General features: G+C 20.2%; 17 protein-coding genes, 3 tRNA genes and 1 rRNA gene. 7 read left to right on the top strand and 14 right to left on the bottom strand.

The genetic code is table 11. The features are described 5' to 3' along the window. Positions 1 to 34 precede the first annotated feature (34 nt). Positions 35 to 1,411, bottom strand: a complete 1,377-nt coding sequence (gene purB, locus D9V81_RS00925; protein ID WP_158349443.1) for an adenylosuccinate lyase — start codon at positions 1,409 to 1,411, stop codon at positions 35 to 37. A 50-nt stretch (positions 1,412 to 1,461) separates the two neighbouring features. Beyond that, positions 1,462 to 2,568, bottom strand: a complete 1,107-nt coding sequence (gene mnmA, locus D9V81_RS00920) for a tRNA 2-thiouridine(34) synthase MnmA (protein WP_158349442.1) — start codon at positions 2,566 to 2,568, stop codon at positions 1,462 to 1,464. 134 nt (positions 2,569 to 2,702) lie between these two features. Between mnmA and lepA the strand changes: the two genes are divergently transcribed. The 5 genes from lepA to acpS are packed head-to-tail and all read left to right on the top strand — an operon-like array spanning position 2,703 to position 7,422. After that, on the top strand, positions 2,703 to 4,487 hold the full coding sequence (gene lepA, locus D9V81_RS00915; RefSeq protein ID WP_158349441.1) for a translation elongation factor 4: 1,785 nt from the start codon (positions 2,703 to 2,705) through the stop codon (positions 4,485 to 4,487). A 33-nt stretch (positions 4,488 to 4,520) separates the two neighbouring features. After that, on the top strand, positions 4,521 to 5,480 hold the full coding sequence (gene lepB, locus D9V81_RS00910; RefSeq protein ID WP_158349440.1) for a signal peptidase I: 960 nt from the start codon (positions 4,521 to 4,523) through the stop codon (positions 5,478 to 5,480). Positions 5,481 to 5,513: 33 nt separating this feature from the next. Continuing rightward, positions 5,514 to 6,194, top strand: a complete 681-nt coding sequence (gene rnc, locus D9V81_RS00905; protein ID WP_158349439.1) for a ribonuclease III — start codon at positions 5,514 to 5,516, stop codon at positions 6,192 to 6,194. Further along, positions 6,191 to 7,036 (top strand): GTPase Era, encoded by an 846-nt coding sequence (era, locus tag D9V81_RS00900; protein ID WP_158349438.1) that lies wholly within the window; start codon positions 6,191 to 6,193, stop codon positions 7,034 to 7,036. The genes rnc and era overlap by 4 nt, the downstream gene beginning before the upstream one ends. Before the next feature lie 5 nt (positions 7,037 to 7,041). After that, complete coding sequence (acpS, locus tag D9V81_RS00895) at positions 7,042 to 7,422, top strand: holo-ACP synthase (protein WP_158349437.1); 381 nt, start codon at positions 7,042 to 7,044, stop codon at positions 7,420 to 7,422. Positions 7,423 to 7,449: 27 nt separating this feature from the next. On the opposite strand, the gene tadA is transcribed toward acpS, so the two are convergent. The 9 genes from tadA to D9V81_RS00850 all read right to left on the bottom strand — a co-directional run bounded on the left by tadA (position 7,450) and on the right by D9V81_RS00850 (position 12,240). After that, the gene (tadA, locus tag D9V81_RS00890; RefSeq protein WP_261978190.1) at positions 7,450 to 7,926 is read right to left on the bottom strand and encodes a tRNA adenosine(34) deaminase TadA; all 477 of its coding nucleotides are present in this window, start codon (positions 7,924 to 7,926) and stop codon (positions 7,450 to 7,452) included. A 24-nt stretch (positions 7,927 to 7,950) separates the two neighbouring features. After that, entirely contained in the window at positions 7,951 to 8,433 is a 483-nt protein-coding gene (gene smpB / locus D9V81_RS00885; RefSeq protein ID WP_410051737.1) for an SsrA-binding protein SmpB, read from the bottom strand. Between the two features lie 58 nt (positions 8,434 to 8,491). Continuing rightward, on the bottom strand, positions 8,492 to 8,956 hold the full coding sequence (locus D9V81_RS00880; RefSeq protein ID WP_158349435.1) for a nucleotide exchange factor GrpE: 465 nt from the start codon (positions 8,954 to 8,956) through the stop codon (positions 8,492 to 8,494). 73 nt (positions 8,957 to 9,029) lie between these two features. Beyond that, positions 9,030 to 9,500 carry a xanthine phosphoribosyltransferase gene (gpt, locus tag D9V81_RS00875; protein ID WP_158349434.1) on the bottom strand — a complete coding sequence of 157 codons (471 nt, stop codon included), beginning with the start codon at positions 9,498 to 9,500 and terminating at the stop codon, positions 9,030 to 9,032. A 137-nt stretch (positions 9,501 to 9,637) separates the two neighbouring features. After that, positions 9,638 to 9,711, bottom strand: a tRNA-Asp gene (locus D9V81_RS00870). A 20-nt stretch (positions 9,712 to 9,731) separates the two neighbouring features. Further along, on the bottom strand, positions 9,732 to 10,436 hold the full coding sequence (gene dnaQ, locus D9V81_RS00865; protein WP_187306095.1) for a DNA polymerase III subunit epsilon: 705 nt from the start codon (positions 10,434 to 10,436) through the stop codon (positions 9,732 to 9,734). Between the two features lie 32 nt (positions 10,437 to 10,468). Continuing rightward, positions 10,469 to 10,541 (bottom strand) — tRNA-Ala (locus D9V81_RS00860). 9 nt (positions 10,542 to 10,550) lie between these two features. Further along, positions 10,551 to 10,624, bottom strand: a tRNA-Ile gene (locus tag D9V81_RS00855). Positions 10,625 to 10,682: 58 nt separating this feature from the next. Next, a 16S ribosomal RNA gene (locus tag D9V81_RS00850) occupies positions 10,683 to 12,240 on the bottom strand. A 318-nt stretch (positions 12,241 to 12,558) separates the two neighbouring features. Between D9V81_RS00850 and argS the strand changes: the two genes are divergently transcribed. Then, a complete protein-coding gene (gene argS / locus D9V81_RS00845; protein WP_158349432.1) occupies positions 12,559 to 14,292 on the top strand; it encodes an arginine--tRNA ligase in 1,734 nt (577 codons plus the stop codon). 5 nt (positions 14,293 to 14,297) lie between these two features. Here argS and D9V81_RS00840 read toward each other — a convergent pair whose 3' ends face one another. Both D9V81_RS00840 and D9V81_RS00835 read right to left on the bottom strand, forming a co-directional pair. Next, positions 14,298 to 16,397, bottom strand: coding sequence for a flagellar biosynthesis protein FlhA (locus D9V81_RS00840; protein ID WP_158349431.1), 2,100 nt, complete (start codon positions 16,395 to 16,397; stop codon positions 14,298 to 14,300). Between the two features lie 76 nt (positions 16,398 to 16,473). Then, positions 16,474 to 17,211, bottom strand: coding sequence for an EscU/YscU/HrcU family type III secretion system export apparatus switch protein (locus D9V81_RS00835; RefSeq protein ID WP_187306094.1), 738 nt, complete (start codon positions 17,209 to 17,211; stop codon positions 16,474 to 16,476). 137 nt (positions 17,212 to 17,348) lie between these two features. Here D9V81_RS00835 and D9V81_RS00830 point away from each other — a divergent pair, with 137 nt between their 5' ends. After that, positions 17,349 to 19,037: a proline--tRNA ligase gene (locus tag D9V81_RS00830; RefSeq protein WP_158349429.1), complete on the top strand. Its 1,689-nt coding sequence runs from the start codon at positions 17,349 to 17,351 to the stop codon at positions 19,035 to 19,037. On the opposite strand, the gene dnaE is transcribed toward D9V81_RS00830, so the two are convergent. Further along, on the bottom strand, positions 19,032 to 22,514 hold the full coding sequence (dnaE, locus tag D9V81_RS00825) for a DNA polymerase III subunit alpha (RefSeq protein ID WP_158349428.1): 3,483 nt from the start codon (positions 22,512 to 22,514) through the stop codon (positions 19,032 to 19,034). The genes D9V81_RS00830 and dnaE overlap by 6 nt on opposite strands. Positions 22,515 to 22,560 lie beyond the last annotated feature (46 nt).

Here is a 22,560-nt window from a genome sequence, read left to right as displayed (position 1 = left end):
TTTTTTTGTAAATATATTATATATTAATATAATATTATTGATTTATTTTCTCTACTAATTGTATTGCATAACCTATGTAATTTTCTGGATTAATTTTTTTTAATCTTTCTTTTTCAATATTAGGAATAGTTAATTGATCAATATATTGATGTATTTTATTAATATTGATATTTTTATTTCTTGTTAATTTTTTTAATTTTTCATATGCATTAGGTATTTTAAATTTACGCATAATCGTTTGAATAGGTTCAGCTAATAATTCCCATTTATTATTTAAATCATTTTTAATATTTAAATAATTTATTTTAATTTTTTTTAAACCAGACAAAATGGAATCATATGATATAATACAATAACCAAAAATTACTCCTATATTTCTTAAAACGGTAGAATCACTTAAATCGCGTTGCCACCTTGATATAGGAAGTTTTAAAATCATATAATTCATTATTGCATTTGATAATCCTAAATTACCTTCAGATTTTTCAAAATCAATTGGATTTATTTTATGAGGCATAGTTGAAGAACCAACTTCAGTATCAATAATATGTTGATTAAAATAATTTAAACTAATATATCCCCAAATATCTTGATTAAAACTAATTAAAATAGTATTAAATCTAATCATACAACTAAAAATTTCAGAAATATAATCATGAGGTTCTATTTGTGTAGTACATGGATTCCATTGTAATCCTAAATTTGTAACAAAATGTTGACTAATTTTATACCAATTAACATTAGGATAAGCTGATATATGTGCATTATAATTTCCTGTTGCTCCATTAATTTTTCCTAAAATAATAATATTTTTTAATTGTATAAATTGTCTTTTTAATCGATAATAAAAATTTACTATTTCTTTTCCTAAAGTAGATGGAGTGGCAGGTTGACCATGTGTTCTACACAATATACTAATATTTTTAAATTTATTAGATAATAATTTAATATATAGTAAAATTTTTTTCCAATATGGTATTAATATTTTAAAAATAGATTTTTTAATCATACATGCATATGCTAAATTATTAATATCATCTGAAGTACAAGCAAAATGAATAAAATTAATTATTGAAAGATTATCAGGAATTTTTAAAGAAATTTTTTTTCTTAAAAAATATTCAATAGATTTTGTATCATGAGAAATAATTGTTTCTATTTTTTTTATTTCTTGAGCATCATGATAATCAAATTTATTTATTATATTATCTAAAATATTATTAGTAACTTTATTAAATTTAGGTAATTCAATAATTTCTGGAATTAAAGATAATTGTTTTAACCATTGAATTTCAATTTTTAATCGAAATTTTAAAAATGCATATTCACTAAATATATTTTGTAATATTAATGTTTGTTGATAATATCGCCCATCTAAAGGAGAAATTGCTAATAAAAAAAAATTATTCATTTAATTAATCCAAATATTTCAATTTTATAATTTTAATTAAATAATGATATTTAATTACATAATATCGCTTTATTAATAATACCACCCCCTAAACAAATTTCTTCAGAATAAAAAACAACTGATTGTCCAGGAGTAACAGCGAATACCGGTTTTTTAAAAAAAACTTTTACAGAATATAAATTTATAACAGAAATGTTACAAGATATATCTTTTTGACGATATCTCGTTTTAACTGTACAAAAAAAATTATTTGATATATTAATTTTACTAATCCAATTTACATTAATAGCAATTAATTCTTTATAAAATAATTTATTATTTTTATAACCTTGTACTACAGTTAAACTATTTTTCATTAAATTTTTTTTCATTACATACCAAGGTTTATTTATTTTATCATATTTCCCTCCAATACCAATTCCTTTTCTTTGTCCTATAGTATAATTAATTAAACCATTATGAATACCTATAATATAACCATATTCCGTAACAATATTACCAGAACGACTATAAATAAATCGACTTAAAAAAGTAGACATTTTACATGGTCCAATAAAACAAATACCAATAGAATCTTTTTTTTCTGAATTATGTAATTTTATTGATTTTGCTATTTTTCTTACTGTTTTTTTTTTTAGATGTCCTATTGGAAATAATATTTTTTTTAATTTATTACTATTAATTGTATATAAAAAATAACTTTGATCTTTATTAGTATCTTTACTTCTTAATAACATTGGTGTTCCATTTAAATATTTAATTTGAGCATAATGTCCAGTAGCAATATAATCTGCTTTTAATGTATAAATAACAAAATTAAATAATACACCAAATTTTATTTTTTTATTACATAATATATCAGGATTAGGTGTATTTCCTTTTTTATGTTGAAATAAAAAATCTTTAAATACATGATTCCAATATTCTGTAGAAAAATTTATTTCATGTAAATAAATTCCTATTTTTTTACATATTTTTCTAACATCATTTAAATCTTTAGAAGAAGCACAATAATTTAAATTATCATCTTCTTCCCAATTTTTCATAAAAATACCTTCTACTATATAACCTTGTTGTAATAAAAGATATGCAGATACTGAAGAATCCACACCTCCAGACATAGCAATAATAATTTTTTTATTTTTTTTAATTTTCATAAAAAATATAATATAGTAATTATAAATTTAAATTTAATATAAAATTTAATTAATAAAATGATTGTATAAATATACTAAAATGATTTATGATATTATATATTATAAAAATATTTATATTAAATTAAAAATAAAATATGAAAAATATACGGAACTTTTCTATTATTGCACATATTGATCATGGAAAATCAACACTTTCTGATCGATTTATTCAAATATGCGGGGGGTTAACAAAAAGAGAAATGTCAAATCAGGTATTAGATTCTATGGATTTAGAAAAAGAAAGAGGTATTACTATTAAAGCTCAGGGTGTAACAATCAAATATATTAATCAAAATAATAAAACATTTTATTTAAATTTTATTGATACACCAGGACATGTAGATTTTTCATATGAAGTTTCTAGATCTTTAAGTGCTTGTGAAGGTGCATTATTAATTGTTGATGCCTGTCAGGGAGTTGAAGCACAAACATTAGCAACTTGTAATATGGCATTAAATATGAATCTTGTTGTTATACCTATATTAAATAAAATTGATTTACCAACAGCTAATATTCAAAAAACAACTAAAGAAATTGAAGATATTATTGGTATTTCTTCAAAAGATATTATTAAATGTTCTGCAAAAACTGGAAAGGGGATAATTGATGTTTTAAATAAAATTATTACAGATATTCCTGCTCCAATAGGTTCTTTACATACTAAATTACAGGCTTTAATTATTGATTCTTGGTTTGATAATTATTTAGGAGTTATTTCTTTAATACGAATTAAAAATGGAATTTTAAAAATAAAAGAAAGAATACAAATTGTTAGTACAAAAAAAAATTATTTTGTAAATCAAATGGGTATTTTTACACCAAAATCAAAAAATAAAAAAATATTAAAATGTGGAGAAATTGGATGGATTACTTGTGGAATAAAAGATATTACAGCTTTTTCTGTCGGAGATACAATTACTTTATATAATAATCCTACAAAAAAAATAATATCTGGATTTCAAAAAATAAAACCTAAAATATTTGCAGGGTTATTTCCAGTAAATACAGAACAATATGAAGTTTTTAGAACAGCATTAGGAAAATTAAGTTTAAATGATTCTGCATTATTTTATGAACCAGAAAATTCACATGCTTTAGGTTTTGGATTTAAATGTGGTTTTTTAGGATTATTACATATGGAAATTATACAAGCAAGATTAGAAAGAGAATATAATTTAAATATTATCGCTACATCTCCAACAGTAATTTATGAAATTGAAACTACAAATAAAAATATTATTTATTTAAATAATCCATCTAATTTATCAAAACTACAAAAAATTAAAGAATTCAGAGAACCAATAGCAGAATGTAATATATTAACACCACCTAAATATATTGGTAAAATTATTAATCTCTGTTTAAAAAAACGTGGAATTCAAAAAAATATTACTTATTATGAACATCAAGTAATATTAAAATATGAAATACCTATTTCAGAAATTATTATAAATTTTTTTGATCAATTAAAATCAATATCTAGTGGATATGCATCTTTAGAATATAATTTTAAATATTTTAAAAAAACTGATATAGTATGTTTAAATATATTAATTAATTCTGAGAAAATTGATGCATTATCTTTAATATTACATCGTGATAATATATATAGAAAATCAAAAAAAATAGTTGAAAAAATAAAATCATTACTTCCTAGACAACAATTTAATATTTCAATTCAAGCTGCTTTAGGAAACAATATTATTGCCAGTTCAACTGTAAAACAATTAAGAAAAAATGTTTTATCTAAATGTTATGGGGGGGATGTTAGTAGAAAAAAGAAATTATTACAAAAACAAAAAATAGGTAAAAAAAAGATGAAAAAAATTGGAAATATTAAAATTCCAAAAGAAACTTTTTTTTCAATATTGTCTAATTAATAAATAATAATTTTAAATATTAAGGAATATAATATGAATTATATTATTTTAAATTTTTTTTCAATATTAATATTTATGACTGGAATATTTTGGTTATATTCAAAAATAATAAAATTAAATAATAAAAATGGAGATTTTAATAGAAATATAGAATTACAAAAACAAAATTATCAATTAAATCAAAAAAAGAAATGTAAAATAAATAATATATTTAAAAGTATAGGATCATTATTTCCTATATTATTTATAGTATGTATAATACGTTGTTTTTTTTATGAACCTTTTTATATTCCTTCAGAATCTATGCTACCAAATTTATTACCTGGAGATTATATTATAGTTAAAAAATTTTTTTATGGAATAAAAAATCCATTTACAGGAAATATAATAATAAAATATCATGATTTTAAAAGAGGAGATATTATTGTTTTTAAAAATCCAAATAATCCATATCAAAATTATATTAAAAGAATAATTGGTATTCCTGGTGATAAAATAATATACGATCCAATTAATAAAATAATAACAATTTATGAAAATTATAATAATATTAATAAAAGAAAAATAATTTTTAAACATTATGTTTTTAATAAATATAATACTAATGCAATAGAAAATACAAATATAAAAAAAAATATTGAAGATATAAAAAAAATAAATAATAATTGCAATATTTTAAATCATCATTCTATGATTTATCAAGAAGTACTTGATAATCATAAATATAATATTTTAATATCTCATAAAGATAAAAGTAATATGCAAGAATATTATAAACAAAAAAATCAATCATCAGCAATATGGATAATACCACCTAAACAATATTTTGTTTTAGGGGACAATCGTGATAATAGTTTAGATAGTCGTTATTGGGGTTTTGTTCCTGAAAAAAATATTCTTGGAAAAGCTGATTATATTTGGATGAATTTAGAAAGAAATGAAAATAAATGGCCTATTGGAATTAATTTAAATCGTATTGGAAAAATTTATTAAAAAATATAAAAAAATTAACTTTCTTAAATTAATATGAGCTATCCCGTGATAAAAATACTGCAAAAAACAATAGGTTACTTTTTTAAAAAAAAAGAAATTTTAAAACAAGCTTTAACACATTGTAGTGCTAGTAATAAAAATAATGAAAGATTAGAATTTTTAGGAGATTCAATTTTAAGTTTTATAATTTCACATACATTATATAAATATTTCCCAGATATTAATGAAGGGGATATGAGTCGAATGAGAGCAAAATTAGTTAAAGAAAATACTTTATCAAAAATAGCACGTGAATTTCAATTAGGAAAATATTTAACTTTAGGACCTGGAGAAACTAAAAACGGAGGACATAAAAGAAAATCTATTTTAGCAAATTCAGTAGAAGCATTAATTGGGAGTATTTTTTTAGATAGTAATATTGTTATTATAGAAAATTTAATTTTGAAATGGTATTCAATGCGATTAAAAAAAATTCATCCAAAATACATAAGAAAAGATTCAAAAACAAAATTACAAGAATATTTACAATCCAAATATCTTCCATTACCAAAATATATTATAATACAAGTATATGGTGAGGCACATAATCAATTATTTACAATACAATGTAAAATTAAAAATATTAAAGAATATACTATAGGGTTTGGTTCTAGTAAAAGAAAAGCAGAACAAAATGCAGCAAATGCAGCATTAATAAAATTAGGAGTACAATGAAAAAAAATATCACTTATTGTGGTCATATTGGAATTATTGGAAGAACAAATGTTGGTAAATCCAGTATTTTAAATAAATTAATTAATAATAAAATTTCTATTACATCTAAAAAATCTGGAACAACTATTAATAATATTATTGGAATTAAAACAATTCAACAATATCAATATATTTATATAGATACTCCAGGAATAGAAATAAAAAAAAAATATTTTAAAAAAAATATACTTAACAAAAATAATTACTTAAAACTAATTATTTTTGTTATTAGTACAATAAAATGGTTAGAACCTGAAGAAAAAATATTAAAAATATTAAAAAAAATAAATATATCAACTATATTAGTAATAAATAAAATTGATTATATAAATAATAAAAAAATATTATTACCATTTATTAATAAAATAAAAAAAAAATATAATTTTATAGCAATTATACCAATTTCTGCAAAAACAGGAGAAAATATTGATGCACTTAATACTATAATAAAAAATAATATTCCACAATCTAAATATATATATTCTAAAAATGAAATTACACCATTATCAAAAAAATTTTTAATATCTGAAATTATTAGAGAAAAATTAATTCGATTTTTAAATCAAGAAATTCCATACTTAATTAAAGTAATAATAGAATCATATTATATTGATAAATTTAAAATATGTAATATTGTTGCTTCAATATTTACAAAAAATTTAAGACAAAAAAAAATTATAATTGGAAAAAATGGAAAAAAAATAAAAATGTGTCATTATTTATCAAAAAAAGATATAGAAAAATTGTTAAATATGAAAGTCAAATTATATTTAAAAATTAAATTATTCAATTTAACACAATAAATAACATGTCAATTATAGGAATTGGATGTGATATAATTGATTTAAATAGATTAAATAATGTTTTTAAAAAATTTGGAAAAAAATTTTTAAAAAAAATTTTATCAAAAAATGAATTAAATGAATTTTTAAAAACAAAAAATAAAATAAATTTTATAGGAAAAAGATTTGTTATAAAAGAAGCTGCATCAAAATCTATAGGAACAGGATTTCAAAATGGTATTAATTTTAAAAGTTTTGAATTATCTCATGATAAATATGGAAAACCTAATATAATTTTTTTAAAAAAAGCAAAAAAAATTTTTAATAAATTAAAAATTAAATATGTACATGTTAGTATTACAGATGAAAAAAAATATATTTTTGCAGTAATTATTATTGAAAGATAAATAAATTTTAAATTTTATATTTCAAAATTATCTTTTATTTTTAAAAAAATTTTTTATTAAATTTGTACAAGGTTTAAAAAAAATTGATTCATTTATTTGAATTTTTTTTTTTAATTTTTTAAAAATAAATTTTGTACTATATTCTTGTTCTTTTTTAAATTTACAATTTGTTCCTAATACCAATCTTTTAATACGACTTCTAATAATAGCTCCTAAACACATTAAACATGGTTCTAATGTTACATAAAGTGTAGCATTATTTAATCTATAATTTTTTATTGTTTTTCCACCTTCTTGAAGAGCAATCATTTCAGCATGTGCAGTAGGATCATGATTTGAAATAGAACAATTAAAACCAGATCCAATAATATAATTATTAAATACTAAAATAGCCCCTACAGGAACTTCACCATTAGTTCTAGCTTTATTAGCTAGAATTAATGCATATTTCATCCAAATTATATCTTGATCAATTATATTAGAATTTAAAACATATTTTTTCATATTTTAAATAAATTGTAATTTTTTTTATTTTAAAAATTTTTTTATAATTATATTTTTTTTAATATTCCATTCTCTATTTTTTATATTCATTCTCTTATCTTTTTTATTTTTTCCTTTTGCAACAGCTATTTTTAATTTACACCAGGCTTTTTTCCAATATAAAGATAAAGCAATTAAACTATAACCTTTTGTTTTATATTTTCCATATAAAAAATATATTTCTTTTTTTTTTAATAAGACTTTAATATTTCGATGTAATTGATATCGTTCATCTATATTAGAAATTAAACAAGGTTGTATATCTAAACCAATTAAGTATAATTCATTATTTTGAAAAAATAAATATCCATTACTAATATTTACTTTTTTTTTTCTTAAAGATTTTACTTCCCATCCTTGTAATATTAATCCAGATTCAATAGTTTTTTCAATAAAATAATTATAATATGCCTTTTTATTTTCTGTAATTTGAGATATTTTTCCAAAATTTTTATTTTTTAAAATTATCATATATTATTTTTTTTATAATTTAAAAAAAAATTAAATAAAATAAATATTAAAAATATTATTTTGAAACTAAAACCATAGCAGGTCTTAAAAGACGTTTATGTAAAAGATATCCTTTTTGCATAATTGTTATAATATAATTAGATTTTATTTCTTTAGAATATGAAATAGCAATTGCTTCATGTATTTTAGGATTAAATTTAATATTAGTTTGATTAATAACAGTAATATTATATTGTTTAAATAATTGAAAAAAATATTTCAAAATATTTTTTAATTCTTTAGTAATGAAATTTAAGTTTTTATTTAAAGAAGATAAATGAATTGATTTTTCTAAATTATCAATATCAGATAAAATATATTTTATAATTTTTGATAAAGAATATTTATGTGTATTATGAATATCTTTTTTAATTCTATGTAATATAATTTTTAAATCTTTTTCAGATTTTTTTTTAATAAAAGAAATATTTTTTTTTTCATCTAAAATTAAATTATTAACATGATTTATTGTATTTTTCATAATATTATATTAATAGTTTAAATACACTATAAAAAATATAGTATATTATAAATTATATAAAAATTTTTTAAAATTAAATAATTTTAGATTCTTTAATTAAAGGAGCAACATACGATATAGCCATATCCCAGGGTTGTTCAATCCAAACATTTTGAGGAATATCAATAATATAATTATCAACTAGTTTACGACCTTTAGGTTTTGCAAAAACAGTTATAAAATACGCCTTAGGATATATTTTTCGAATTAATTTTGCTGTTCCTCCTGTATCAACTAAATCATCCATAATTAAAACATTATCACCCTTTAAATTAGATTTTTTAATTAATTTTATTTTTTTTAAATAATTATCATTATAACTAGAAATACAAATAGTATCTACATAACGAATACTTAATTCTCTTGATAATAAAGTTGCAGGAATTAATCCCCCACGACTTACCGCAATAATTTTTTCCCATTTTTTAATATTCATTATTTGGTAAGCTAACTTTTTAGTATATATTTGTAACATATCCCATGTAACAATAAATTTCTTATTCATAAAAAAATATATAACTTTTAATTAACATAAATTAATAAAATAATAAATTATTATAATTAAAAAATCAATAATTTTTTATTAAAAAATTAAATATTATTTTAATAATTTAAAATAATTTAAAATATTAAAAAAATAAACGGTGCGGACGGGATTCGAACCCGTGACCTCCGGCGTGACAAGCCAATATTCTAACCAACTGAACTACCGCACCAAAAAATATTATAAAAAAATTTAATTCATCCATAAACAATTATTATTTTTTTCCATATTTTTTAAATATTTTAAATGTTTTTGATTTTCAAAATCTGATGCTTTTAAAACCCGTAATGAATTATTTAATTTATTTTTATAAATATTACATTTATTATCTTGATCTATAAAATTATTAAATTTTATTTTTTTTTGAAAACTAGTCATTCGTAAATATAATTTAGCTAATAAATTAGCATCTATTATGGCACTATGTAATTTTCTATTAATAGTATTAATTTTATATCTACTACATAAAATATCTAAATTATTTTTTTTTCCTGGAAAAATTTTTCTAGCGATTTTTAATGTATCAATTATTTTACAATATTTATTTATTGTATAAAATTTATTATTTAATTTTTTAATTTCATAATTTAAAAATGAAATATCAAATTCTTCATTATGTACTATAATTTCTGAATTTTTAATATATTGAATAAAATTGTCATAAATATCTGAAAATTTTGGTTTATTAATTAAAAATTTTTTTGTTATTCCATGAACCTTAAAAGCTTCAATATCAATTTCTCTTTCAGGATTTAAATATACATGAAAAAAATTTTTTGTTATTTTTCTATTAATAATTTCTATTGCTCCAATTTCTATAATTTTATGATTCTTATATAATAATCCAGAATCATTCATTCCAGTTGTTTCAATATCGATTGATATTTTACGATTCATTATATTATTCATAAATTTATTTTTATAAATATTGGAGCTAAGCGGGATTGAACCGCTGACCTCCTGCGTGCAAAGCAGGCGCTCTCCCAGCTGAGCTACAGCCCCGGTTCTTATTAGGCTTAAGTGGACTTGAACCACCGACCTCACCCTTATCAGGGGTGCGCTCTAACCAACTGAGCTATAAGCCTATAAATATTTTAATCAGATAATTCATGTGGGCACTATAAAAATTAATTGCATTTTATTTAAGGAGGTGATCCAACCGCAGGTTCCCCTACAGTTACCTTGTTACGACTTCACCCCAGTTATGAACCACAAAGTGGTAAGCGTTTTCCTTTTTTATGGGTTAAACTACTTGCTTCTTTTGCAATTCACTTCCATGGTGTGACGGGCGGTGTGTACAAGGCCCGGGAACGTATTCACCGTGACATTCTGATTCACGATTACTAGCGATTCCGACTTCGTGGAGTCGAGTTGCAGACTCCAGTCCGGACTAAGATACACTTTATGAGATTTGCTTGTCTTTACAGAGTAGCTTCTCTTTGTATGTACCATTGTAGCACGTGTGTAGCCCTGGTCGTAAGGGCCATGATGACTTGACGTCGTCCCCACCTTCCTCCGGTTTATAACCGGCAGTCTCCTTTGAGTTCCCGGCCGAACCGATGGCAAAAAAGGATAAGGGTTGCGCTCGTTGCGGGACTTAACCCAACATTTCACAACACGAGCTGACGACAGCCATGCAGCACCTGTCTCATAGTTCCCGAAGGCACTTTTTTATTTCTAAAAAATTCTATGGATGTCAAGACCAGGTAAGGTTTTTCGCGTTGCATCGAATTAAACCACATGCTCCACCGCTTGTGCGGGCCCCCGTCAATTCATTTGAGTTTTAGCCTTGCGACCGTACTTCCCAGGCGGTCAACTTAATGCGTTAGCTTCGGAAGCTATCTCTCAAGGAAACAACCTCCAAGTTGACATCGTTTACGGCATGGACTACCAGGGTATCTAATCCTGTTTGCTACCCATGCTTTCGCACCTCAGCGTCAGTATTCGTCTAGGAGGTCGCTTTCGCCACAGGTATTCCTCCAGATATCTACGCATTTCACCGCTACACCTGGAATTCTACCTCCCTCTACGATACTCTAGAATATTAGTTTTAAATGCAGTTCCTAAGTTGAGCTCAGGGATTTCACATCTAACTTAATAATCCACCTACGTGCTCTTTACGCCCAGTAATTCCGATTAACGCTAGCACCCCCCGTATTACCGCGGCTGCTGGCACGGAGTTAGCCGGTGCTTCTTTTTCAGGTAACGTCACAAAAAATAATTATTAGTTATTTTTCTTTCTTCCCTGACGAAAGTACTTTACAACCCGAAGGCCTTCTTCATACACGCGGCATAGCTGCATCAGGCTTTCGCCCATTGTGCAAGATTCCCCACTGCTGCCTCCCGTAGGAGTCTGGACCGTGTCTCAGTTCCAGTGTGGCTGGTTGTCCTCTCAGACCAGCTAGAGATCATAGCATTGGTAAGCCATTACCTTACCATCAGGCTAATCTCGTCTGGGTTCATCTAAAAGTGTAAGGCTCATTTCAAATAAACAAGTCCCCTACTTTAGTTTCTCAACATTATGCGGTATTAGCTATCGTTTCCAATAGTTATCCCCCTCTTTTAGGTAGATCCCCAGATATTACTCACCCGTTCGCCGCTCGCCGACAAGAAAGTAAACTTTCTCTCGCTGCCGCTCGACTTGCATGTGTTAAGCTTGCCGCCAGCGTTCAATCTGAGCCATGATCAAACTCTTCAATTAATAATTATTATTTTAATAAAAAAATAATAATTTAAAGCTTTTTAAGATTTAACATTTTACTAAAAAAGTTAGTAAAATTATATTTGGCTATTAATTTTTTGTGCCCACATGAATTATCTGACTAATTTTTAAAGAGCGTATTTAATGTACTTCTAAATATATATTACATGATTCCAAAAATATGTCAATATATTTATTAATTTTTTTTTATTTTATTTTTTTTTAAAATTGTTAAATTTAAAAAATAAAAATAAATTTAAAAGAATATTACAATATATCTATTAACAATAAAAATAAAAATTATTAAATAAATAAAATATGAATATTGAATTAATTTTAAAAAAAGATATAAAAATATGTGCATTAAAATCTAAAATACCTAAAAAATTTATTTCTTTTATTCAAATAACATCAAAATCTAAAATTGGAAATTATCAAATTAACGGAATAATAAAAATTTCAAAATTATTAAAAATAAATACAGAAGAATTATCAAAAAAATTTATTTATTATTTACAAGATAATAATATTTATAAAAAAATAAAATATTCTGCTCCAGGATTTATTAATATTTTTTTTAATGAAATATGGTTATCAGAAGAAATTGAAAAAATAATATATTCAAATAGTTTAGGAATACCAAAAGAAAAACCTAAAAACATTATAATAGATTATTCATCTCCTAATATGGCTAAAGAAATGCATGTTGGACATTTAAGATCAACAATTTTAGGTGATGTTATGGCACGAACTTTAAGTTTTTTAAAACATAATGTAATTCGTATTAATCATATTGGAGATTGGGGATTTCAATTTGGTTTATTAATTGCATATTTAAAAAAAAAATACATAAATCAAATAAATAAAAAATTATCATTAAAAGATTTAGAAAAATATTATCAAAAATCAAAAAAATTATATGAAAATGATAATACATTTAAAATTAAAGTAACAAAATGTATATTAAAATTACAAAATAAAAATCAAAAATATATAAAGTTATGGAAAAAAATTGTAAAAATTACAATAAAACAAAATAAAAAAATATACAATCAATTAAATATAACTTTAAAAAATAAACATAATATTGGAGAAAGTTTTTATATTAAATATTTATCAAATATTATACTTGATTTAAAAAAAAAAAAAATTGCAACAAAAAAAAACGGTAATACTATAATATATTTAAAAAATATAAAAAATAAAAATGGTCAACCTATGGGAGTAATTATTCAAAAAAAAGATACTAGTTTTTTATATTCTACTATTGATTTAGCATGTTTAAAATATCGAATAAATAAACTAAATGCAAATAGAATTATTTATTATACAGATGTACGTCAAAAACAACATTTAAAACAAATTGAAATAATTGCAAAAAAAGCAAAATATATACCTAAAAATTTTAATTTAGAACATCATATATTTGGAATGGTTCTAACAAAAAATAATAAACCATTTAAAACTAGAGATGGAAAATTAATTAAACTATCTTCATTAATTAATGAATCAATAAAAAAATCAAAAAAAATAATAAAACATAAAAATCCAAATTTCAATAAAAAAAAAATATCCCAATTATCAAAAATTATTGGAATTAGTGCAATAAAATATGCAGATTTATCAAAAAATAGAGAAAAAAATTATATATTTAATTGGAATAATATGTTATCTTTTCATGGAAATACAGCTCTTTATATACAATATACATATACTAGAATTCAATCAATTATTAGAAAATCTAAATTTTCTCCTTTAAAAATAAATAAAAAAATTATATTAACAAATAATATTGAAATTAAATTATCTATTAAAATATTACAATTTGAAGAAACAATTCAAAATATTAAAAATAATGGTATGCCACATATTTTATGTTTATATTTATTTCAAATATCTTCGCTATTTTCAATTTTTTATGAAAAATATCCTATTATTTATGCTAAAAGAATTAATATACAAAAAAGTAGATTAAAATTATCATTTTTAATAGCAAGAATAATTAAATTAGGATTAAAATTATTAGGAATAAAAACTGTAAACTATATGTAAAATTTTTAATTTTGTAATTTAATAGTATTAATAATAAAAATTTTTTTTTCATTTGATATTTCTAAATCAGATAATACAATTAATCTAGGAAAATATTTTTTTAAAAAGTAAGATAAAAACATACGTATTTTATGTCTAACTAATAAAATTAATGGTAAATTCATAGAATGTTGTTTTTTTAAAACTAAATTTATTTTTTTTAAAAAAAAACTATTTAAATCACTTTGAATAAATTTTTTTTTATCTTTCATGATATTTAATATTGAATTTTCTAAATTTGGATCTAAGTTAATAACATATATTTTTTTATTATGAGAGATAAAATTTTGAGTTATAAATTTATTTAAAGATAAACGAACTAAACTTGTTAATTTATCAGAATTTTTATGAATTAAAGAATGTTCAATTAACGATTCTAAAATAGTTCTCATATCACGAATAGGAATATTTTCAAAAAGTAAATTTTTTAATATTTTATGTAAACATGTTATATTAATGATATTTGGAATTAATTCTTCAGTTAATTTTGGCATTTTAATAGAAATATATTTTAATAATTTTTGTACTTCTAATCTTCCAAATAAATCTTTTAAATTAGAATACATAATATTATTTAAATGTTCAACAATTATTGATTGTGAATTCATAACATGATATTTTTTTTGTTTAGCATAATATTTTAATTGGGGTGTAATCCAAAAAGCAGGATATCCAAAAATTGGATCAATAATTTTATGATCTGACAATATTTCATTAATATTGCATTTATTAATTGCTATGAATTTATTAGGAAAGATTTTCCCAGAACCTAATTCTATACCATGTATTAAAATACGATAATGATAAGGTAATAAATGATTATTACATACAATATTAATTTTTTCAGGAAGAAATCCAATTTTTTTTGCAAAATCTAAACGTAATTTTGATATATGAAAAAATAAATTATTACGATTATCATTATTAATCATTGGATAAAGAAAAAAATCTAATTCTATTTTAATTATATCTTCAAAAGTTACATTTTTCCAAGATAAAATATTTGATTCTTTATTATTATTTAAATTTATAAATTTATTTTTATTTATTTTTAAAAAATTATATTTTTCATATTGAAAATAATATAAAAAATATGCAATAATAATTAATAAAAAAGCAAATAATAAAAAAATTAAATTTGGCATTCCAGGAATTAATCCAAAAATAATTAATATTAAACTACTTAATATAAATATTTCAGAATTAAAAAAAATTTGATTAATTATTTGTTCATTAATATTTTTATTATTACTTACTCGAGTTAAAATCACTCCACAAGATATAGAAATAACTAATGCTGGTATCTGAGCTACTAAACCATCTCCAATAGTTAATGTTGTATATATCCTACTAGCTTCATATAACGTCATATTATGTTCAATTAAACCAACAACTAAACCTCCACAAATATTAACAATCATAATTAAAATACTAGATATTGCATCACCTCTTATAAATTTACTAGAACCATCCATAGCACCATAAAAATTTGCTTCTTCTTCTATTTTTAATCTCCTAATTTTTGCTTGTTTTATATTAATTAAACCAGAATTTAAATCAGAATCAATTGCCATTTGTTTTCCTGGCATACTATCCAAAATAAATCTTGCACTTACTTCAGCAATACGACTAGAACCTTTTGTAATTACAATAAAATTAATAATTATTAAAATAATAAATATTATTATACCAATTAAAAAATTATCTCCAATTAAAAAAGAACCAAAAGATTTAATAACATGTCCTGCAGAAAATGTACCAATATGACCTTTTAATAAAATAATTCGAGTTGAAGCAATATTTAAAGATAATCTAAATAAAGTTAAAAATAATAATATAGTAGGAAAAATTGAAAATTCTAAAGTATTTTTTATAAAAAATGATATTAATAATACTATTATTGACATAGTAATATTAAAAGTAAAAAAAATATCTAACATAAAAGATGATAAAGGTAATATCATCATAAATAAAATTATTAATATAAAAATTGGTCCAATCCATTCTTTCCAAAATATTTTTCTTAAAAATTTAAATATTAATAATATATTAAAAATACTTAACATAATATATACTCATTATAAATTAATTACACTTAAATTATAATATTGAAAATATTATATTTAAATATTAATTAATTTTTCATTTTTTTATTTTTTTTTTAATATCAGAATTACCTTTTTCATTTTTATATTCATCTTCAATTTCTTTTCTACTCATTTTTAATGTTTTATAATAATTAAACTTTTTCCAAAAAATATCAAAAATTACTATTGGAATAATACTAATAAACAATAAAATCAAAATATTAATGATAATATGTATACCTAATATAAAAGATGAAAAATAAGGTAAATAACTTAAATTAATTATTTTTATAAAATATATTTTAAAATAAAATATAAATATTATAAAAAATATTAATAATTTTAAAAATATTTTTAAAAAATTAATATATAATTCAATGGAAAATATATTATCAATAATTTTTAAAAAATTAATATTAAAATTATTAAATTTTATAAAATTTAATTGAATATAAAATCCATTAAAAAAAAATGAAGTAGTTAAAATTAAAAAAAATATTAATATATAAAAAAAAGAAAATAAAAAAAATATTTTATATAATTCAATCATTATAATATATGAAAAAAAATTATTCTTAATAATAAAATGATTAAATGAAAAACTATAAAACATTAATTTAAAAAAAATAATTAAAATTTTATTACTATAAAAAAAACCTGTAATAAATAAAGATATTAATAATATAAAAAAATTTAATTCATTAGAATAATTTTGAATACCTTTTTTTTTAACTTGTTTAATTCGATTATATGTAGGTTCTTCAGTTTTATCTTGTATATCATCTGAATTCAAAATATATACCTTAAATAAATAATAAAAAAATTAGTTATATAAATTTTAAAAATAATTTTAATAAAATTAATTCCATTTAAAATAATAAATTAACATTAAAAATTATAATCATTTCAATAACTATTTTAATTAAAAAAATGCGAACAAGTAAATATTTATTATATACATTAAAAAAAATACCAGATCATATTGAATCTACTAGTCATCAATTAATGTTAAAATCGGGATTAATTAGACAATCAAATTCTGGAATATATACCTGGTTACCAAATGGATTAAAAGTTTTAAAAAATATAAAAAAAATCATAAGAACTGAAATGGATATTGTAGGAGCAAATGAAATTTGTTTTCCAATTATGCAATCAGATGAATTATGGAAAAAAAGTAATCGATTTAAACAATATGGAAAAGAATTAATAAAATTATACGATAGAAATAATAATTGTTTTATATTAAGTCCAACATATGAAGAAATGGTAACAGATTTTATTAAACAAGAAATTATGTCATATAAAAAATTACCAATTACATTATATCAAATACAAACAAAATTTAGAGATGAAATTCGACCAAGATTTGGAATTACTAGAACTCGTGAATTTATTATGAAAGATGCATATTCTTTTCATGAAAATATGGATTGTTTAAAAAAAAAATATAAAAAAATGCGTTTAATATATGAAAAAATTTTTAAAAAAATGAATATTAATTTTTATTCAGTAAAAGCTGAATGTGGAATTATTGGTGGAAATTATTCTCATGAATTTCAAGCATTATCAAAATCTGGAGAAGATAAAATTATTATTTCTTATAATAAAAATAAAAAAATAAATAATATTAATCTTTTAACAAAAAAATTTATCGAAAATAATTTTTTTTATAAAAAAAAAATTCATGTAAAAAAAATAAACAATAAAAATAAATATGAAATAAAAAATATATGTAATAATATGAAAAAAAATATTATTAAAAATTTTATTATGAAAATTAATAAAAACAAAAATAATTATTTCATTGGGTGTATGATTCGGGGTGATCATTTATTAGATATTAATAAAATAAAAAAAATAAAAAATTTAAATTTAAATAATAAAAACATTATTTTCGCAACAAAATCAGAAATTAAAAATATATTTTCTAAAAAAAAAAATAATAATTTATTCTTTTTAATTATAGATATTCATATATTATATTTAAAAAAAATAATTCCATTAAATATTATTAATGACAAATATTTTAAATTTAATATTTTTGATCAATATTTTAAAAATATAAAAGTTGATAATATCATTATTAATAATAATAAAAAATATAAAATCAAAAATTGTATTGAAATAGGGCATATATTTCAAATAGGAAAAAAATATTCTAAAATTATTGATGCTAAAATTTTAAATATTAATGGAATAAAGAAATTTATACATATGGGATGTTATGGTATTGGAGTTACTAGATTAATTTCAACTATTATTGAACAAAATCATGATAAAAAAGGAATCATTTGGCCAAAAAATATTGCTCCATTTCAATTATTAATTATACCTATTAAAAATAATAAATGTAAAAAAATTCAAGAAATATCAGAATATTTATATTATAAATTTAAAAAAAAAAACATTAAAGTATTATTAGAAGATCGTAATGAACAAACTGGAGTAATATTTTCTGATGCTAATTTAATTGGTATTCCTAATATTATTATTATTAATAAAAATACTATTAAAAATCAAACTATAGAATATCAGGAAAGAAAAAATATTGATAAAAAAATTATTATTCATATTAATAATATTATAAATTTTATTATTAAAAAAATAAAATTATAAAAAACTTAAATGTACACCATTATCACCTAATAAATTTTTTAATTTAACAATTAATTTTTCACTTAATATAACATTCCATCGATTATGTAATTTAACATTTGAATGATTATTATTTAATTTATAACAAATATATATTGGAATATTTCCACCTAATGAAAATAATATATTATTTTTAATATCATGTAATATTTCTTTATAAAAAATATTTTGATAAATAATTAATATTATTTTTTTTACATAAATATTTCTGGCATCATCAAGACTAATCATAGAATGAGCTATTAATCGGGTTTTTCTAATATTATTTTTTATAATAATTTTACCTAAAATAATAATTATAGCATCTTTTTTTAATATATTTTTATATACTTTAATTAAATGATCAAAAATTATAACTTCAAAATTATTACATTGATTTGTTATTTCTAAAAATATAATATTTTTATTTTTTTTTGTTATTTTAAAATGTATAGATGATATTATTCCAAATAATTTAATTAAATTAAATTTACAATTTTTATTTTTATTATTTTCAAATATATTACTATAATAATTTAATTCACGAAGATATTCAATAATAGGATGTCCAGTTAAATAAAATCCTAATACATCTTTTTCATAATCTAATTGTTTTTTATAAGAAAAATAATTAGATTGATTTGTAGAAGATAAATAATATGATGTTAAATGATTATTTTTTTGCTTTTTTAATAAATTTAATTGATTAATATTTTTAAAAATATCATATTCTTTAGATAATTTTATTGCTTTAGGTATTAAATAAATTAATATATATCTTTTTATTTTAAAACAATCAAAAGATCCTGAAAAAATTAATTTTTCTAAAATTCTTTTATTAATAAATTTTGATTTAATATTTGTACAAAAATCAAAAAAACTATTAAATTTTTTAATTCGTTTTCTAACAGAAACAATTTCTTGTACAACAGATTTTCCAACACCTTTAATACCTCCTAAACCATAAATAATATCAGAATGTGAATTCACTTGAAAATGATACATACTGATATTAATATTAGGAGGAATTATTTTAATTTTTAATCTTAAACATTCTTGAATAGAAATTTTAATTTTTTCAATATTATCAATATCAGCATTCATAACAGAAGACATAAATTCAGAAGGATAATTCGCTTTCATCCATAATGTTTGATAAGAAATTAATGCATAAGCAGCTGAATGTGATTTATTAAATCCATAACCTGAAAATTTTTCTAATAAATCAAAAATTTTACTTGAAAAATCATAAGATATATTATTTTTTTTAGCATTTTTTTGAAAATCAATACGTTGTTCTGCCATTTCCTTAATTTTTTTTTTAGACATAGCACGTTGTAATATATCTGCTTTAGATAATTTATAACCTGATAATACTTGAGCGATTTTTATTACTTGTTCTTGATATAATATAATTCCATAAGTTGATTTTAAAATTGGTTTTAAAGATTTATGTTGCCATTTAATATCAGGATAAAAAATAGGTTCTCTACCATGTTTACGATTAATAAAATTATCTACCATACCAGATTGTAATGGACCAGGTCGAAATAATGCAATCAAAGAAATAATATCTTCAAAACAATCAGGTTTTAATTTTATAATTAATTCTCTCATACCATATGATTCTAATTGAAATACTGAAATAGTATTTGCAGTTTGTAATAATGTAAAACTTTTTTTATCATTTAATGGTATTGAACTTAAATTAATAAAATGATTGTTTTTTTTTAAAGATTTATTAATCATTTTAATTGCAGAATGTATTATAGTTAATGTTCTTAAACCTAAAAAATCAAATTTTAATAATCCTACATGATTAATATCATCTTTATCTAATTGTGTGATAAAAACATTATTATCACATTGTAAAGGAGTAAAATTAGTTAATTTATCTGGAGAAATAACAACACCCCCAGCATGTTTACCTGTATTTCTAACAACACCCTCTAATCTTAGAGCTATGTCAATTAAACGTTTAATTTCAATATTTTTTTTATATAATTTTAATAAATGAAATTTTTTAGATAATGATTTTTTTAAAGTAATACCAATATCTAAGGGTATCAATTGAGAAATTTTATTTACAAAACCATAAGGATAACCTAAAGCTCTTCCTACATCTCGTATTACTGCTTTAGTAGACATTGTTCCAAATGTAATAATTTGAGCTACATTTTCTGTTCCATAAAATTTTGAAACATGTTCAATAACTAAATCTCTTTTTTCCATACAAAAATCAATATCAAAATCTGGCATAGATTTTCTTTCAGGATTTAAAAAACGTTCAAAAATTAAACCAAACTGTAAAGGATCTAGTTCAGTAATTTTTAAAGCATAAGCAACTAAAGATCCAGCACCAGATCCTCTCCCTGGGCCAACTGGTATATCATTATCTTTAGCCCATTGTATAAATTCCATAACAATTAAAAAATATCCTGGAAAATTCATTTTATTAATAATTTTTAATTCTAAAAATAATCTTTTTTGATATTTTTTAAATATATTTTTTCTAATTTTTTCTTCTGGATATAAAATAAGTAATCTATTTTTTAAACCTTGAATACTTTTAGAAATTAAAAAATCTTTTTCATTAATATGTTTTATTGGAAATTTAGGTAAAAAATATTTTTTATTTTCAATATTGACATTACATCGTTTTGCAATTTCAATACTATTTTGTAATGCTTCAGGAATATCATGAAATAAAATACACATTTCATGTTCATTTTTCATAAATTGATCATTACTATAATTTAAATAATTTTTTTTATAATTTATAGTTTTTTTTTGATCAATAGCCAATTTAATATTATGAATATCAAAATCATCTTTATTAATAAAACACACATCATTCGTTGCAACAACAGGAATATTTTTTATTTTTGAAATTTCAATGACAAATTGTAAATATTGTTCTTCATATATACGATTAGTACGATGTATTTCAAAATAATAATAATCTAAAAAATAAGTATTATAAAAATCTAAAAATAAATTAATAATGTCATATTCTTTATTAATTATATATTTTCCAAAATCACCATTATATCCTCCTGAAAGAATAATTAAACCTTTTCTATATTTAATTAACCAATCTTGTTTTATAAAAATATTATTTAAAGAAAAATTATTTTTTTTTAAATGAGCTTTAGATATTAATAAAATTAAATTTTTATAACCTATTTTATTAGTAGCTAAAATATTAATTTCAGAAGTAATATTTTTAATAAAATTAAATTGTATTTTTAATTTAACACCAATAATTGGTTTAATACCATATTTAATAGCAGATTTATAAAATTTAATAACACCATAAAAATTAGAGGAATCTATCATTCCTATTGCTGGCATATTTAATAAAAAAGATTTTTTAACTAATTCTTGGGGTTTATTTAATCCACTAGTAATAGAATAATCACTCCTGGTATTTAAATGAATAAATTTAGGTTTTATCATATTTTAATATATAACTTTATATTAATGAATATTAAATAATTTTAAA

Source organism: Buchnera aphidicola (Therioaphis trifolii), from assembly GCF_005080705.1.
GTDB classification, from domain to species: Bacteria; Pseudomonadota; Gammaproteobacteria; order Enterobacterales; family Enterobacteriaceae; genus Buchnera_L; species Buchnera_L aphidicola_X.
Note: the sequence above shows the minus strand (reverse complement) of the source record. Positions and strands in the feature narration are given on the sequence as shown.

Excerpts from the sequence above, each read along its gene's own strand:
- dnaE (WP_158349428.1), bottom strand. The coding sequence starts at position 22,514 with ATGATAAAACCTAAATTTATTCATTTAAATACCAGGAGTGATTATTCT.
- D9V81_RS00880 (WP_158349435.1), bottom strand. The coding sequence starts at position 8,956 with ATGAAAAATACAATAAATCATGTTAATAATTTAATTTTAGATGAAAAA.
- lepB (WP_158349440.1), top strand. The coding sequence starts at position 4,521 with ATGAATTATATTATTTTAAATTTTTTTTCAATATTAATATTTATGACT.
- purB (WP_158349443.1), bottom strand. The coding sequence starts at position 1,411 with ATGAATAATTTTTTTTTATTAGCAATTTCTCCTTTAGATGGGCGATAT.
- gpt (WP_158349434.1), bottom strand. The coding sequence starts at position 9,500 with ATGAATAAGAAATTTATTGTTACATGGGATATGTTACAAATATATACT.
- dnaQ (WP_187306095.1), bottom strand. The coding sequence starts at position 10,436 with ATGAATCGTAAAATATCAATCGATATTGAAACAACTGGAATGAATGAT.
- mnmA (WP_158349442.1), bottom strand. The coding sequence starts at position 2,568 with ATGAAAATTAAAAAAAATAAAAAAATTATTATTGCTATGTCTGGAGGT.
- lepA (WP_158349441.1), top strand. The coding sequence starts at position 2,703 with ATGAAAAATATACGGAACTTTTCTATTATTGCACATATTGATCATGGA.
- D9V81_RS00830 (WP_158349429.1), top strand. The coding sequence starts at position 17,349 with ATGCGAACAAGTAAATATTTATTATATACATTAAAAAAAATACCAGAT.
- rnc (WP_158349439.1), top strand. The coding sequence starts at position 5,514 with ATGAGCTATCCCGTGATAAAAATACTGCAAAAAACAATAGGTTACTTT.
- tadA (WP_261978190.1), bottom strand. The coding sequence starts at position 7,926 with ATGAAAAAATATGTTTTAAATTCTAATATAATTGATCAAGATATAATT.
- era (WP_158349438.1), top strand. The coding sequence starts at position 6,191 with ATGAAAAAAAATATCACTTATTGTGGTCATATTGGAATTATTGGAAGA.
- D9V81_RS00840 (WP_158349431.1), bottom strand. The coding sequence starts at position 16,397 with ATGTTAAGTATTTTTAATATATTATTAATATTTAAATTTTTAAGAAAA.
- argS (WP_158349432.1), top strand. The coding sequence starts at position 12,559 with ATGAATATTGAATTAATTTTAAAAAAAGATATAAAAATATGTGCATTA.
- acpS (WP_158349437.1), top strand. The coding sequence starts at position 7,042 with ATGTCAATTATAGGAATTGGATGTGATATAATTGATTTAAATAGATTA.